The sequence below is a fragment of the Pseudomonas sp. FW215-R2 genome, assembly GCF_058789255.1.
The window spans coordinates 1-13,883 of record NZ_JBYTBO010000024.1; the positions used below are offsets into that span (position 1 = coordinate 1).

A 13,883-nucleotide genomic window follows, 5' to 3' on the forward strand; every position below is an offset into this window, starting at 1 on the left:
CGGTGTGGCTGGGAGGTGGGGGAGTTTATCAGGAATGACCGCTTGGGCTCAGTGATATCCGGCGGAAATACAACCTCATCAAGTGTGGGATTAGGCGAGACAGCCACGAAATGGGCTGATAGCATCGGGCTATCAATAAGAGTGAGGAAGGGATCCCATGCTGAAGAAAATCGCGTCATCCATTCTCGTCGCCGGCGCCCTGCTTGCCTCCGCCCAAGGGGCTTTCGCCGAAGAAAAGCTGTTCAAGAACTACGTCTACCAAACCCCACTCGCAAATTTCACCGAAGCTGCCGGTTACTACGACTGCTCCGAAGATGTCGGCGGAACCGCAAGGTGTATCGACGGTGTGGATTTCCTGGAAGAGAAATTCACCGTCGCGCTGATCTTTTCCGGTGACAAGCTGATGATGGTTTCACTCATCAGCCCGTTTGATCAGAACCTGTACGTCAAAGCCATCGCGGGGCTTTCCAAATCATTCACGCTGGTTTCCATGAGCGATGAAAAGTCCATCCTGGATATGTTCGATACCGCGAGAAAGTCGAGAAGCACTGAAGAGCTGACGACGAAGATTTCCAATTTTGAACAGGTTGGTCTGGCGTCTGGGAATCTGACTTACACGTTTCTCGAAGGGCTGAATGCTAAAGGGCAAACCAATGCTGTGAGTGCGTTGGCTGCTGCGCCGGAGAACATTCGGTCCGCTGAGTTGGTGATGGCGGGGCAGGGTGCTGATTCGGGGATGATTATTCGGTTTACGTTTCCGCGGTTAGAGGCGAATAAGATTTTGGCTGAGGCTAAGAAACCTGTTGAGTCGTTCTAATAAGTTGGTTGATTGTTTCGTAGCATGCTGAGTGATAAGAAAGAGCGGATTGATCTATTTGTGAGGGTAAAAGGTAAATAAATCCGCCTAATTTTTCGAAGTTTAAACGTCATGGAGGATCGTGTTGTGAAAGGTATTAAGCCATTTTTGGTGTTGAGATACTCGCTTATCGAAAATAAGCAGGGTGCTCTTGTACCATCGCCCTTACCTAAACCCAAGGGATCTGTTGTGGTGGCAGCCCTACAGGACGATGGTCGTGAGTTCGTAAAAAACAAAGTTCGTTATAGTTTTGTGGGATTTGCATATGCTGAGCCCATTGCTAGCGAGTTTCCTAAAAACAGATTTCTAGTAGGAAAAACGGCAAAACATAAGTTAACTAAGGTTGGTGATAAGGTTCCTGGTGATATAGTTGCGCACGACGCTGATGATTGGGTTCCAGTTATTACCGTGGTTGATACTGTGGATCAGTATATTTTTGTTCAGCATGATTGGCGATTTGGTACGGATGAGCAAATTGCAAACGCCATTCAAGCGGGGCTTAAAGACCCAGTTTTGAATGAATTTAATTACTCAATATTTATTGAGCCTAAAACCGTTCGGGGTGAATTTTGGAACGTGATTGGGTCTCATAGGAAGATTTTCGAGATTGAGCTTGAGCTAATTTCTCCAAATATATTAGAGACTAATATAAAAGCCCGTGATGCACTCAAAGCGATGAAGGAACTTTTTGGTCAGGATGAGGTAAAGATTTCGCTGAGCAACGAGTTTGGAGATCTCAAGGTTCCGGCTTCCCCTGTAGAGGACTACATAGACTATATTGAGGAGGGGGAAGGTAAATGGAGTGTCACAACTGAGGGTGATCATAATGGCAGGAAAATCCATAGGAGCACATCTGCCATTGTGAAAATTGATCTGAATGTTCCTTCTGATGATGTGGTAATGCAAGAGGGTCAACTAGAACTTGAGACTGGACAGCCTGCGCCGGGTCGCTCTGTTCACGATGCTCGAATGGTGGCTGACGTGTATTCTGCTATAGGTGATTTGTTGAGGCGTTAACATGGTTCGCCTACTGTTCGTTTTTATTACATCGTTCAGTCTCTGTTACCTGTCGTTGTGGGGGACGAAGGGGGAGGCGAGCCCATTATTTAGCAATGTAAATCCAGTGCTATTCGTTTTGGGTGCGCTATTTGGAGCTCTTTCGTTGGCATTTTTTAACTATGTCGAAGGCGTTTTAAAGGATATACCTAAAAAGCTGAAACAGCAAAAACCAAAGGCTTTTATAATGGTTGTTGAAGCGTTAACAGATTTAAAACACGAAGTTATCATCAATGTTGTTTTGGTTGTTGTTTTTTTGATGGTTGCTTTTGTAGTTGGTGCAGTAAGTGAAATGCCTTTTATGCAGAGCGTAGAGCCTTTGAACTATTTGATGTGGGCAGCATTGTCGGTTCGTGGCGCCTGTCTTATTAGCGTTCTTGTGGTGATGTGCGTACAGTTGGCGGGTTTTGTGACGGCAAATAAGTTGCGGGCGGAAGTTTCTATGAGTGGTGAGTAGTTTTATGCGATTTTTCGGTCTCATGAAAAGCTAGACTTGTATTCTGCTTTGCTCGTGTTGATGTTGTATCGCTCTTTTAATTCATTTGGTCGGTGAAACCATTAAATTATATTTCAAGCGCTTTTTGAATGTCGGACCAGGGAGGAAGGAGGGGCGATCTTTATGATTTCTAGGCGGTGAATCGATCTGGGTCTTTATTTCGATCTATGAATTTTTATCTAGAAAGGGTACGGGTTTATTTTTATTGTGATTTATTCACCATTTTGGGCGATAAATAAATTTGTCCCCATTATTACGCAAGACAACGGTGGGTGGTGACATGCAGGAACGCATTAAAGGTTTACGCCAAAGTGTGGCGAGAGTCAGTCAGCGTATGCTGGCATCCAAGACCTGGAGGGTCAACGTGCTGCAGGTGGTATGCGATCTGCTAGATCTGGTGGAGCAGATGATTGGCCAACTGGCCAGACATATTCATAGTCCAACTCTGTCCACTACTAACGCTGAAGCATTCACCGCAACGGAATCTTCAGCCTCTATACTAGCGGCGAGGCTGAAGTCGATAACATTACTCTGATTTTATTGACAAGGATTTGGATGTGTCTGCTTCCCGCTTGATGCCAACTTTTATTAGGTTTAGTTGGTCGTAGGTAATTGCTTTGGACGTTTCGTCGTATCTTGCTTGGTAAAAGTTGAATTCTGATCTGTCGAGCTCTTTACATAGTTCATGAACTCTCAGAATTATTTTTGTCTTGTCGTTCAGTGTTGTTTTTATTCCGAATATTATGCCTTCAAGACAATTGAATTCGTATTTGAATTTTCGGCGTTCCATGTTTGAAAGATCTGTTGCGTTCGGCGCCATTACTATTCGCCATTCTTGCTCCCTATCCCAAGCTTTTAGTTTAACCGTTACAGAGTGATAGAAGTTTTCCCAGTAATCTTTACGCCACTTCTCTTCATCTTCTAAAACGTTTTCCGCGCAAATACTGGTCTCCCCTGTCGTAGAGTAATACCAGTCGTTAAGCTGGGGAGCGGTAAGTCTTCCAAGCGACCTAAAAAAGTCAACACGCACGAAATTTTTGTCGTAAGAAACCTTATGGAGTTTGTGCTTTATAAAGCTCATTTCCACTCCGTTTGCGCCGTAACCTACTGGTGTATTCAGCTTTATAGAAGGATTTTCATCGTTATTGTCAACTTTGAATTTCAAGCAAACGTCTTGATGGTTTCCACCATAAGTGCCCCATATCGATGAGTCAGCACACCCCTCCATGAAACAAGCTGTATACCAGTTAGGGTAAACCAGTTTCTCAAGCTCTTTACAGAAAGCTTCGGGATACTCATATCTTATAAATGTCCATGCGGGATTTTCCGAAGATTTGCTTGCATTACATTTTCTTAATATTTGGATTTCATTTGAGATTTCCCGGATGGCTTTAAATAGAGCGCTTAAGATCTCGTCTTGTGCGCCCAAGGTTGGAATCTTCTCTAACATGCTTTCTATGTAACCAAGATGATCTTGGCGTTCTTTAATAAGAGGAGCAGGATTGCCATCGAAGAGCTTCAACTCATGGAAGATCTCAAATACTGTTGCGAGAGCAGATGAATGGATGAGATTCAAGTGGCTCACAAGTTCATGCTGGTGAATGTCTCTGTCCGAACTAAAGAAGTCTATATATTTGGAGATGGCCGGCTCCGATACTAGGCGCTCATAGACTTTTCTATTTATTTCGTTAGCTTTGGAGGAAAGGTCTCGCTGGCTGGTAAAAATCTCTATGGAGTTATCTAGTTGCTCTTCAATAGGGCTAGCAGAATGCCGCAGGCAATTATCAACTAAGCAACTAACGTAGTGTCTAATAAGGGAGCCCCATACGACTCTATCTCCGGAGAAAATAAGATCCTTGTAACCTTCTAGCGGATCATTGAGCTGAACGGGGTCAGCAAAATAAATATATTGGCTATCCAGTTCCCCCGATTGCCCATCTTCGTTAAGAAGTCTTGACACGGGACGAAAGCGATATATTGTATCCAATCCATTTTCCTCGACGACTGTTTAACTAATAACGCACTGTGTGAATAAGGAAAAAAGAGGAAGAAAGGGGACAAATTTATTTGTTTTCGACCTCCTGTATTCAATTCGTCCCTGCTCTCATTCTCTCAGCTTCAGTTTGGCATTGTTTGTTTTTTGCCATTGATGAAAATGTAAGTGTCTGGTACCCATTCAAATTTCATTTTTTTTGTATCGGAAGCAGCCAGCTTCTTATCGGCAGCCTGAAATTGGTTGTAATCCATTGTCCCGCTATAGATGTACGTTTGACCTGGGTCGATTTGGATGTCGTTGGTGAGGCCAATTCTTTTTATAGGGTCGCCGAACATGTCGCTCAGTACGACTGTTCCCTTTACGCCAGATAGGGCCTCAGTTGTATTGTTGTGTAGAGCAATTTCAATTGAAAAATATTCACTGTATTGCTTGTTTTTATAGTCGGCGGGATTCAGTTTAAGTTTAAGAAGAGACGCTGTAAGCGTTCCGTTCATTTCTTTCAGTGCCACAAGCTGTTGCTGTTTTACTTGCTCGGCCAAGGCTTTTTGTTTTTCCACTTCGGCAGCTTTGGCTTCGATCCAGGCCTGTTGTGTTTTCAGAGCATCACCCAGTGTTGAGTCTGCAACAACTTTGCTACCGCCAAATGTGCTGGCCACCACTTGCCGGGCAGCATAGCCACCAAACAGTTTTCTATCGTTTTCATCGAGTTTGCCGACAGCTTCCATTAGCCCTTTGTCCTCTGACCATTTACTGATATCTGCAGGCAGTTTGGTTTGCTTTGGGTCAGAACAACCGGCGAGTAGCAAGCATGCAAGAAAAGTTGCGATGATTTTTCCCTTCATGTATCAGTCCTTAAGATAATTATGTTTTTACTTGGTTGTGTGTTCGCTTACGAGTATAGCTCAAGAAAAAAAGGGTGATGCAATCGGTGCAGTCGCGACGCTTTGTTATTAGCTTATGTTTTGATACTGTTTTTCTATTTCTGTCCAGATGTATTTGTATCTGCTCTTCAGCCATTCCACCAATAAGGCGTTGGCTTTTCTTTTGAACCAGCTGTTCTCTTTTGCTCCCAGCATTTTTTCAATGTCATCTTCCAATTCCTGCCTGTTGAAACAAAGCCATATGGTTGGAAGTGTGCTTTCAAGGTTTGAGTGGCAAACAGGTGCCACCTCCTCAAAGAGTATGCGCTTCACTTCATCTCGATCGAGTTCTCTTGTCCTTCGTGCAATCGCAGCATAGTCGACCTCGTTATCAACAAAAGCATCGGACAATGCCCAGCGCACATCCGCTCTTTGCTGCTTTGTCACAGAACTTCCCATTTGGAAAATTCCTCCAGTTCTTCATCAAAGGTGTCGGCTACTGCGCTGCCAGCAATTCCTCCCACAATACTTCCCGCCAGAACGATTGCCACAGCGCAAGCTAGGGCGCCAGGGCCGCAAAATGCAGAGACGCCCAAGCCAGCCAATCCCCCGCCAGCGGCGCCGCCACCGATAATAATGCCTTGTCGGGCCGTTTCCTTCACTTTGTTGTCTGCGTTCATGATTTCATATACGGCGAAAGTCGCAGTTACCAACAGGCCGACCTTTCCCATTATTCTTAATTTTTGAGTTCCCTTGCTTACCGGGGCGTTATCACGGCCTGCTGAATCCAGAATCTCGTAATAGACTTTGCTCTTTTGTTCAGGGGTCAGTTTGCTGTATTCGACGTTTGCCGTTTTTAATGCGTATTTGTCCAGTGTGTCTTGTAATGTCGGAGGCAGTCGTTTCTTGCGCTCAGCGAAAGCCACACCTTGTGCGGAGGTGAATTTTCGATGCTCAACCAAGATCCTGTTTCGCATTTCTTGGCAAAACGCTGCTCCTTCTTGGGCGCTGAGCCTTCCTGCGGCGACTTCGGCTTTTGTTTCCAATGACATGCGCTTGATGTTGCTCATGTAGTTGCTGCGTACTTTTGCATCCGATATGGCATCTAAAGAAAATCTTGTGGCGGCCCCTTCCATACCTGCAATCGCCATATCCAAAGGCGAGTTTTCGAGTTCGTGTGCTTTCTGAACAACGTAGCTTCCTGTTACGAGCAATGGTTCAGTCATGAAACAATCCTTATTTCAATGATGCATTGAATAACGTATCGAAGATTGAGCCGGCCGTTGATTCTTCTTGAGGGCCGAACTCTAGTTTTTGGCAGACCTTTCCACGGATGTTGGAAAATTTCACAGTGTTGGTGATATCAAAACTTCCGGATTGGGTAGAACCATCTTCGAAATGTGCAATGCAGTTCATGCCCAGATAAGACTCAGAACCGGGAATGGTGAAGCTGATCCATCCTGGATGAATGGTCATCGGGGTAGGCGGCGTAAACGGCGCAGGTGTATGTGAGTCGCCGATAATCACCGTTCCCGATCCACCGATCACAACATCTCCATGTGAACCCACGGTGCCGACCAACGCGGCATTTTTGCCGTTGATGAATACGGTGCCGGATACGGCGGAGGCCAGTGCGCTGCCGCAGGTGCAGGTGTCGCCCATTCGGGCGGCGGCAAGTCCGTCGAAGAACACGTCGGGGGATCCGGAGGCAATGGCTTTGGGGCCGTGTCCGGGCATGGGGCAACTGGTGGGATCGGTGAGGCGTGCGGCGGGCTTTGCCATGTGTGACTCCCTGTCATCGGATTAGCTGGGACCGACTGTATCAGACTTGCTTTTGTGGGTGTCTGACGGCGACGTGCTCAGGGTCGGTCATCAATCTAAACAGCAAAATCTGCGTGTGTTTAAACGAAGCTCTCTGACACGACTTTGGCCCTACACAACCTTGCGCCACCCCCTACACCTAAGACAGAATCCGCCGGCTTGTGCGTCTAGGCCGTGGCTTTTATCGTTCTCGGGTCACTGAAAACCAGTGGCCGGGTTTGGTAGCCCGCTTCGTGTCTAGATTCATGGCGTCACCGTGTTCAGCCCTTTTTCGGGGCTCGGATTTCATGGTGGTCATGCGTGGGGCCCATTCGTGGGCGCCGGGTTCTAGTGCGACCGGTCTACCAACCCGCGTATGGCCGCCACCCAACGTTTGGTAGCGAAGGGTGATGGCTCCTTTTGGTAATCGCGCTAGAGGATTTATCCATGATCAAACCAACACCCAACCCACCAGAAACCGATCCGGTTTCACCTTATCAATTCCCAGATTCCAGAACCCTCAACGAAGCCGCCGAACGCGCCCTCGACCATTACCTCACCCCGCAACAACGCATCATGGGCAGTCACCACAAGCACGACCCCATGTTCCTGGCCAACTCGGCTTACGACAGTGAATCGCTATTGGCCAACGCCAGCGAGTCCCTCAGCTCCATCGCCGAAATGCTCAACAACTTTGCCGCCATCCTGGAACCCGGCCACCGCAAAACCGCGCTGGGTATCGCGCAAGTGGTGATGGTCGCGGGGCTGGCTGTGAATCAGGCGTTGGATAACGTCGAAATCAAGACGTAATCGACAGCCCTTCCGTGGCGAAAACGTTGGTTGTTGTCACGGAAGGGCAGTCAGAGCTCCCGGGTAAGGGGCCGGTCTGGTCATCCCACGGACGGCCCGCCTGAACCCAAGCTGTCAAACACGAAAGTTTCATCTTCCCACCCCACGCAAGCGCCTACGATGCAGGCATAAGGTCGTGCTATTTCGCGTTTGATCCCAGGGGAGCCCCACCATGCGTGCCAATGTCGTCAAAGTGCTGTTGATCGCTGCAGCTGTCTCGGTATTGAGTGCCTGTTCGGGCTCCGGTGGGTTGACCACCACCAGTTGTTTTTCTTCGGATTGCCAATCGCCGGAAGGGCGCGCCAGCGCCAATACGCTGAAGTTCGGCGGCACCGGTATTGGTGCCAGTCTCAACCAGTACAGCTCCGGCATGTTGCATGACGATTGAATAGAAAAGGGCGCCCATCGCGGGCGCCCTTTTTCGTATGGCCTAGATCGCGCCGATGCGCTCGACAACCCGCTGCAATGCCGGTCGTTTGGAAAGCCACTCATCTTTGGTAATCCCCAGCAGCACCACGTCAATCCGCTCACCATCCTTGAGGATGTTCTGCCGTCTGACGCCCTCCAGCTCAAATCCGAACTTCTGATGCATTTTCACCACCGCCGGATTGCTCGCCAGCACTTCGCAATTGAGCTTTTCCAGCCCCGCTTCGGCAAATGCGTAATCCAGCATCCAGAACTCGACCACGCTGCCCAGGCCTTTGCCTTGTAGTTGAACGTCGAGGTAAAACGCCCAATCAGCCGTCTTCTGTACGGTGTTGATTGCATTGAGTGAAACAACGCCAACCGCGCGCTCATCCTTGAGCACGACAAACACTTGCTGGCGCGAATTGCCTTTGAGGGACGTCAGCCAGTTTGCATGTTCCTGGTCGCTGATTTCGTGGGAGGTGTACATGTATTTGCGCACGTCTTCCTGGTTTCGAAGGGTGCGCACGTGGGCCTGGATGGCGGGGTTGGCCTCGGTGAGGGGGACGAACTGCATGGTGCTTTCCTTGTCTCGCGGGCGCCTGAGCTGAACCCGCGGGGTCGATCGTTGATGTTTCAGGTTGTGTTCCCGGGCAGGCGCGCGGGAGGGGTGGGATTTGGGGGTATCGTTTTTTCCAGAGCAATCGCGAAATAAACACCAAATGTTTCAAGGCGTTATTGAACGGCGTCAGTGTTTTGCTCATAAAAAAGGGCGCCTATGGAGGCGCCCTTTTTTCGTTTTACGTATTTCGTCCTGAAAGACTCACTGCGGCCCTGCCAGCCATTCGCCAATAACCTTCTGATACTTCCCGGTCACCTTGCTCAGGTGCAGCCACTGATCGACATACAGCTTCCAGCTCATGTCATCACGTGGCAGCAAATAGGCCTTTTCCCCGTACTGCATGAACTGCTCCGGGTTGACCGCGCAGAGACCGGGTTTCTGTTTCTGTTGATACCGCGCTTCGGAGGCGTCGGTGATCATCACGTCAGCCTTGTTGTCGAGCAGTTGTTCGAAGATCGTCACGTTGTCGTGCAAGGCCAGTTGGGCCTTGGGCAGGAAGGCGTGGACGAAGGCTTCGTTGGTGCCGCCAGCGGGTTCGACCAGGCGCACGTTCGGCTGGTTGATCTGGTCGATGGTCTGGTACTTGGACTGGTCGGCGCAACGCACCAGCGGGATCTTGCCGTCGACGTCGAGGGTGTTGCTGAAGTAGGCCTTTTTCTGCCGCTCCAGCGTTACCGAAATGCCGCCCATGCCGATGTCGCACTTGCCGGCCTGCATGTCCGGCATCAGGGTTTTCCACGTGGTCTGCACCCATTCGATCTTCACGCCGAGACTGTCGGCCAAGGATTGCGCCATGGCGATGTCGATGCCTTCGAAACCGCCGTCTGCGCGCTTGAAGGTGTAGGGTTTGTAGTCGCCGGTGGTGCAGACGCGCAACTGGCCTTGTTGCTGGATGGTGTCCAGGTGTGAGACTGGCTCTTGCGCATGGGCGGTGCTGGCCAGCGCCAGCAAACCGCAGAGGATCGTCGTGTTTTTTCGAATTGTCATGGAGATCGGGCTTGTGCAGTGGGAGTGCGGGCCAGTGTAGTGAAAGGGTTTGCCGGGTGTCATCCCGCGTCCGGCCCGAGCGTTCCCAGCCATGCCACCAACCCTACAATCAACAGCGCAATAACCAGCTCAAATAACACGCTGCGGCGTAGAGCATTGGCCGCCACCTGATGCTGCCCCGCGCGCAGCGATTGCTCCAGCAACGGGCCGAGGTGAAAGCGGTTCAGCGCCGCTAAAACCAGCATGCCGGCAAACAGCACAACCTTGATCGCCAGCAGCATCCCGTAGGTGCGGAGCAAGACATCGTCCAGTGTCGGGCCGACGATGAACAGGTAATTCAGTACGCCGCTCACGGAAAGGATGAGCACAATCGCCGCGCCCACGCCTTCGAAACGTTTGACGGCATCGGCCAGCGAACGAATTCGCGCTTCGCTGAACAGAGCGTCGAGCCGTGACATCAAGATCAACGCCAGCATGGCGCCCATCCATGCACCCGCCGCGAGCAGGTGCTGGATGTCGCTGAGCAGATGCCAGGCGTTATCCATCGCGCCGTGCCCGCTCCAGGCCAGAGAGGCGAGGGCGAGGGCGCCGGCTATCGACGCCAGCCACACACCCGGCCAGATCATCACGACGATCAGCGCAATCATCCGCACCGCCCACGCCAGCCCGACATCGGTTTCAAACAGCATCATTTGCAGATGCGGCCACAGCGCCGCGAATTCCGTTTCGCCGCTCATGGCGCGGGTCATCAGCACCAGTCCGGCGACCGACAGCAATGCCCCGATCAACGCCATCCCGCGCAGCATCGGCCGACACCGCAGCATCGCGTCAACGTTGTAAAACCCAAACAACGCCACCCCGAACAACAGCAGCAAATCCACGTACAACGCCATCCGCAGGAGGATGTTGATCAGGTCGGCCATCGGTCACTTCACTTTGAACGTGACGTTGCCGGTGATCGGGTGAGTGTCCGACGACACCGCGCGCCATTCGACCTTGTAGGTGCCGGCCGGCAAAGGCGAGAGCGGGGTGACAAGCATGGTTTTCGGATCGCTGCCGGCGCTGACTTTGGCCTTCATCGGCATCGGCGAGTGGGCCATGCCGGGCATTTCGGTCATCACCAGTTTGGCGCCAGAGAACTGGGTCATCAGGTTCTCCGAGAAGCGCAGTTCGATTTTCTCCGGTGGTGCGCCGTCCGCGCCTTCGGCCGGGGTCGACGACAGCAGTTTCGGGTGGGCCTGAGCCAGGGAGCTCAAGAGCAATCCGGTGGCGAGGATGAAGGTTGTTTTGATCATGCGCATGCGAGGCCTCTTACCGCTCTTCGGCGGTGGTTTTCAGGGGTGGATGAAACGGATTCAGAACCACAGCCGTACGCCGAGGACGAGTCGCGCTTCGCTGCGATCCTCGCCTTCTTCCCGTGCGTAATCGGCGGTGTTGCCGTAGGTGCGGTTCCAGGTCACGCCGATGTATGGCGCGAATTCGCGGCGGATTTCATAGCGCAAGCGCAACCCGGCTTCGGTGTTCGAGAGACCGGAGCCGAGGCCGCGTTGCGGGTCGTTTTTGCCATAGACGTTGAGTTCGGCGGTCGGCTGCAGGATCAGGCGATTGGTCAGCAGGATGTCGTAGTCGCCCTCCAGCCGTACGGCGCTCTGGCCGTTTTCGCCGATGAACGCCGTGGCTTCGGCTTCGAAGTTGTACAGCGCCATGCCTTGCAGACCGAACGCGGCCCAGGTTTGCGGGGCGCCGGGTTTGAAGTCCTGGCGCACGCCGCTGACCACGTCCCACCACGGCGAAATCGCGTGGCCCCACAGCGCCTGGATCTCCGCGTCTTCGGTCTTGCCGTTGCTGCGTTCGCCCTCGGAGCGCAGCCAGAGGCGATCGATGTCGCCGCCGATCCAGCCGGACAAATCCCAGGCCAGGGTGCTGGCGTCGTCGCCGTTCTGCCATTCGAGTTTGTCGGCGAGGAAGTAAGTGTTGATCGCGCTGTCGTGCACCTGGTGGCCACCGTGACTGGTGAACACGGCGGCGCGGTCGGCGTCGGTCAGCGTCGGGATCGGCGTGCGGCTTTCAGTTGGCGCGGCGGGCTGCATCATGCCGTCGTCCATGCTTTGCATATCGCCCATCTGGCTGTGGTCCATGCCCTGCATGTCGCTGGCGGCAAACGCCGAGGCCATCGACAGGAGTGACAACGAAAACACGGCAAATCGAGTCATGGTCGGCGTCCTCATTCTTCCACCCGCACTTCACGAAACATACCCATTTCCATGTGATAAAGCAGATGACAGTGAAAGGCCCAGCGGCCCAGCGCATCGGCGGTCACGCGATAGCTGCGGCGCGTGCCGGGGGGCATGTCGATGGTGTGTTTGCGCACCTGGAAGTCGCCGTTTTCGTCTTCCAGATCGCTCCACATGCCGTGCAGGTGGATGGGGTGGGTCATCATCGTGTCGTTGACCAGCACCAGGCGGATGCGCTCGCCGTACTTCAAACGCAGGGGCTCGGCGTCGGAGAACTTGATGCCGTTGAACGACCAGGCGAATTTCTCCATGTGGCCGGTGAGGTGCAGTTCGATCGTGCGGGCAGGTTCGCGGCCGTCGGGGTCTTCGAAGGTGCTGCGCAGGTCGGCGTAGGTCAGTACGCGGCGCCCGTTGTTGCGCAGGCCGAGGCCGGGGTCGTCGAGTTTCGGGGCGGTGGTCATGGCTTGCATGTCCACCAATGGGTTGTCTTTTTCGCTGTCGGGGTGCGACTGCATCGGGCCCATGTTCATGCTGGCGTGGTCCATGCCGCTCATGTCCATCGAGCCGTGATCCATGCCGCCCATGCCCATGCCCATGTCGTCCATGGTCACCAGCGGGCGCGGGTCCAGCGCCGGCACCGGGGTCGACAACCCGGCGCGGGCGGCGAGGGTGCCACGGGCGTAGCCGGTGCGGTCCATGGCCTGGGCGAACAGGGTGTAGGCGTCGGCAGCGGGCTCGACGATCACGTCATAGGTTTCGGCCACGGCGATGCGCAACTCGTCGACGGTCACCGGTTTGACGTGCAAGCCATCGGCGGCGACCACGGTCATTTTCAAGCCGGGAATGCGCACGTCGAAGTAAGTCATGGCCGAACCGTTGATCAGCCGCAGACGCAGCTTTTCACCGGGGCGGAACAGCCCCGTCCAGTTGGAGTCGGGCGCGTGGCCGTTCATCAGGAAGGTGTACGTGGCGCCGCTGACATCGGCGATGTCGGTGGGATTCATCTTCATCTGCGCCCACATCGTGCGATCAGCGACGGTGGCGCCCCAGCCTTTTTCGCCGACGTCATGGATGAAATCGCCGACGGTGCGCTTGTGGAAGTTGTAGTAGTCGGACTGCTTTTTCAGGGTTTTCATCAGGCCGGCCGGGTCTTCGTCGGTCCAGTCGCTGAGCATCACCACATGCTCGCGATCGTAGTGGAACGGCTCCGGCTCCCGGGCGTCGATCACCAGCGGCCCATAGACGCCGGCCTGCTCCTGCAACCCGGAATGGCTGTGATACCAGTAGGTGCCGTGCTGGCGAACCGTGAATTGATAGACGTACACGCCACCCGGTTCGATGCCGTGAAAACTCAGGCCCGGCACGCCGTCCATGTTGGCCGGCAGCAGAATCCCGTGCCAGTGGATCGACGTGGTGTCCTTGAGCCGGTTGCGCACCCGCAGGGTCACGGTGTCGCCTTCGCGCCAGCGCAGCAGCGGGCCGGGCACGCCACCGTTGATGGTCATCGCGGTGCGCGGCTGGCCGGTGAAGTTGACCGGGGTTTCGCCGATGAACAGTTCGAAGTCTGTACCGCTGAGCTCATTTACCTGGCCGGGGCTGTTCAACGCCCAGACCGGCGTACGCCACAGACCGAGGCCGCCGAGCAGACCGCCGGCGGCCAGGCCTTTGACAAAGGTGCGTCTTGAGGTGGTGGAAGGCATGCGCTGGAAGTCCCCGTTTGAC

The 13,883-nt window shown here is 53.0% G+C and carries 16 protein-coding genes; 5 read left to right on the forward strand and 11 right to left on the reverse strand.

The features are described from left to right. Positions 1 to 157 precede the first annotated feature (157 nt). The 3 genes from AC3WRD_RS25550 (at position 158) to AC3WRD_RS25560 (ending at position 2,369) form a co-directional block, all read left to right on the forward strand. Positions 158 to 817, forward strand: a complete 660-nt coding sequence (locus AC3WRD_RS25550) for a gluzincin family metallopeptidase (protein WP_102622323.1) — start codon at positions 158 to 160, stop codon at positions 815 to 817. Between the two features lie 126 nt (positions 818 to 943). Next, positions 944 to 1,873 (forward strand): hypothetical protein, encoded by a 930-nt coding sequence (locus AC3WRD_RS25555; protein WP_102622324.1) that lies wholly within the window; start codon positions 944 to 946, stop codon positions 1,871 to 1,873. 1 nt (position 1,874) lies between these two features. Next, positions 1,875 to 2,369, forward strand: a complete 495-nt coding sequence (locus tag AC3WRD_RS25560; protein WP_102622325.1) for a hypothetical protein — start codon at positions 1,875 to 1,877, stop codon at positions 2,367 to 2,369. A 565-nt stretch (positions 2,370 to 2,934) separates the two neighbouring features. Here AC3WRD_RS25560 and AC3WRD_RS25565 read toward each other — a convergent pair. The 5 genes from AC3WRD_RS25565 to AC3WRD_RS25585 all read right to left on the reverse strand — a co-directional run bounded on the left by AC3WRD_RS25565 (position 2,935) and on the right by AC3WRD_RS25585 (position 7,046). Continuing rightward, complete coding sequence (locus AC3WRD_RS25565; RefSeq protein ID WP_102622326.1) at positions 2,935 to 4,395, reverse strand: DUF2971 domain-containing protein; 1,461 nt, start codon at positions 4,393 to 4,395, stop codon at positions 2,935 to 2,937. A gap of 131 nt (positions 4,396 to 4,526) precedes the next feature. Further along, complete coding sequence (locus tag AC3WRD_RS25570; RefSeq protein ID WP_102622327.1) at positions 4,527 to 5,246, reverse strand: putative periplasmic lipoprotein; 720 nt, start codon at positions 5,244 to 5,246, stop codon at positions 4,527 to 4,529. A 108-nt stretch (positions 5,247 to 5,354) separates the two neighbouring features. Continuing rightward, on the reverse strand, positions 5,355 to 5,723 hold the full coding sequence (locus AC3WRD_RS25575) for a DUF7079 family protein (protein WP_173861411.1): 369 nt from the start codon (positions 5,721 to 5,723) through the stop codon (positions 5,355 to 5,357). Further along, on the reverse strand, positions 5,708 to 6,490 hold the full coding sequence (locus tag AC3WRD_RS25580) for a hypothetical protein (protein ID WP_102622328.1): 783 nt from the start codon (positions 6,488 to 6,490) through the stop codon (positions 5,708 to 5,710). The genes AC3WRD_RS25575 and AC3WRD_RS25580 overlap by 16 nt, the downstream gene beginning before the upstream one ends. A gap of 10 nt (positions 6,491 to 6,500) precedes the next feature. Beyond that, complete coding sequence (locus tag AC3WRD_RS25585) at positions 6,501 to 7,046, reverse strand: PAAR domain-containing protein (protein ID WP_102622329.1); 546 nt, start codon at positions 7,044 to 7,046, stop codon at positions 6,501 to 6,503. A gap of 465 nt (positions 7,047 to 7,511) precedes the next feature. On the opposite strand from AC3WRD_RS25585, the gene AC3WRD_RS25590 reads away from it, so the two are divergent. Both AC3WRD_RS25590 and AC3WRD_RS25595 read left to right on the forward strand, forming a co-directional pair. Next, positions 7,512 to 7,874: a DUF6124 family protein gene (locus AC3WRD_RS25590; protein ID WP_102622330.1), complete on the forward strand. Its 363-nt coding sequence runs from the start codon at positions 7,512 to 7,514 to the stop codon at positions 7,872 to 7,874. 211 nt (positions 7,875 to 8,085) lie between these two features. Further along, a complete protein-coding gene (locus tag AC3WRD_RS25595) occupies positions 8,086 to 8,301 on the forward strand; it encodes a hypothetical protein (protein WP_096822039.1) in 216 nt (71 codons plus the stop codon). Between the two features lie 42 nt (positions 8,302 to 8,343). Here the strand turns inward: AC3WRD_RS25595 and pseH are convergent, their stop codons facing one another. The 6 genes from pseH to AC3WRD_RS25625 form a co-directional block, all read right to left on the reverse strand. Then, a complete protein-coding gene (gene pseH, locus AC3WRD_RS25600; protein WP_102622331.1) occupies positions 8,344 to 8,895 on the reverse strand; it encodes a UDP-4-amino-4,6-dideoxy-N-acetyl-beta-L-altrosamine N-acetyltransferase in 552 nt (183 codons plus the stop codon). Positions 8,896 to 9,141: 246 nt separating this feature from the next. After that, entirely contained in the window at positions 9,142 to 9,927 is a 786-nt protein-coding gene (locus AC3WRD_RS25605) for a transporter substrate-binding domain-containing protein (protein ID WP_173861401.1), read from the reverse strand. A 59-nt stretch (positions 9,928 to 9,986) separates the two neighbouring features. After that, positions 9,987 to 10,850 carry a copper homeostasis membrane protein CopD gene (copD, locus tag AC3WRD_RS25610; protein ID WP_102622333.1) on the reverse strand — a complete coding sequence of 288 codons (864 nt, stop codon included), beginning with the start codon at positions 10,848 to 10,850 and terminating at the stop codon, positions 9,987 to 9,989. A gap of 3 nt (positions 10,851 to 10,853) precedes the next feature. Then, the gene (gene copC / locus AC3WRD_RS25615) at positions 10,854 to 11,228 is read right to left on the reverse strand and encodes a copper homeostasis periplasmic binding protein CopC (RefSeq protein ID WP_102622334.1); all 375 of its coding nucleotides are present in this window, start codon (positions 11,226 to 11,228) and stop codon (positions 10,854 to 10,856) included. Between the two features lie 54 nt (positions 11,229 to 11,282). After that, positions 11,283 to 12,140, reverse strand: a complete 858-nt coding sequence (locus AC3WRD_RS25620) for a copper resistance protein B (RefSeq protein WP_102622335.1) — start codon at positions 12,138 to 12,140, stop codon at positions 11,283 to 11,285. An 11-nt stretch (positions 12,141 to 12,151) separates the two neighbouring features. Then, positions 12,152 to 13,861 carry a copper resistance system multicopper oxidase gene (locus AC3WRD_RS25625; RefSeq protein WP_102622336.1) on the reverse strand — a complete coding sequence of 570 codons (1,710 nt, stop codon included), beginning with the start codon at positions 13,859 to 13,861 and terminating at the stop codon, positions 12,152 to 12,154. Positions 13,862 to 13,883: the final 22 nt, after the last annotated feature.

Excerpts from the sequence above, each read along its gene's own strand:
- AC3WRD_RS25620 (WP_102622335.1), bottom strand. The coding sequence starts at position 12,140 with ATGACTCGATTTGCCGTGTTTTCGTTGTCACTCCTGTCGATGGCCTCG.
- AC3WRD_RS25595 (WP_096822039.1), top strand. The coding sequence starts at position 8,086 with ATGCGTGCCAATGTCGTCAAAGTGCTGTTGATCGCTGCAGCTGTCTCG.
- AC3WRD_RS25625 (WP_102622336.1), bottom strand. The coding sequence starts at position 13,861 with ATGCCTTCCACCACCTCAAGACGCACCTTTGTCAAAGGCCTGGCCGCC.
- AC3WRD_RS25585 (WP_102622329.1), bottom strand. The coding sequence starts at position 7,046 with ATGGCAAAGCCCGCCGCACGCCTCACCGATCCCACCAGTTGCCCCATG.
- AC3WRD_RS25580 (WP_102622328.1), bottom strand. The coding sequence starts at position 6,490 with ATGACTGAACCATTGCTCGTAACAGGAAGCTACGTTGTTCAGAAAGCA.
- AC3WRD_RS25605 (WP_173861401.1), bottom strand. The coding sequence starts at position 9,927 with ATGACAATTCGAAAAAACACGACGATCCTCTGCGGTTTGCTGGCGCTG.
- copD (WP_102622333.1), bottom strand. The coding sequence starts at position 10,850 with ATGGCCGACCTGATCAACATCCTCCTGCGGATGGCGTTGTACGTGGAT.
- AC3WRD_RS25570 (WP_102622327.1), bottom strand. The coding sequence starts at position 5,246 with ATGAAGGGAAAAATCATCGCAACTTTTCTTGCATGCTTGCTACTCGCC.
- AC3WRD_RS25575 (WP_173861411.1), bottom strand. The coding sequence starts at position 5,723 with ATGGGAAGTTCTGTGACAAAGCAGCAAAGAGCGGATGTGCGCTGGGCA.
- AC3WRD_RS25560 (WP_102622325.1), top strand. The coding sequence starts at position 1,875 with ATGGTTCGCCTACTGTTCGTTTTTATTACATCGTTCAGTCTCTGTTAC.
- AC3WRD_RS25550 (WP_102622323.1), top strand. The coding sequence starts at position 158 with ATGCTGAAGAAAATCGCGTCATCCATTCTCGTCGCCGGCGCCCTGCTT.
- AC3WRD_RS25590 (WP_102622330.1), top strand. The coding sequence starts at position 7,512 with ATGATCAAACCAACACCCAACCCACCAGAAACCGATCCGGTTTCACCT.
- pseH (WP_102622331.1), bottom strand. The coding sequence starts at position 8,895 with ATGCAGTTCGTCCCCCTCACCGAGGCCAACCCCGCCATCCAGGCCCAC.
- copC (WP_102622334.1), bottom strand. The coding sequence starts at position 11,228 with ATGCGCATGATCAAAACAACCTTCATCCTCGCCACCGGATTGCTCTTG.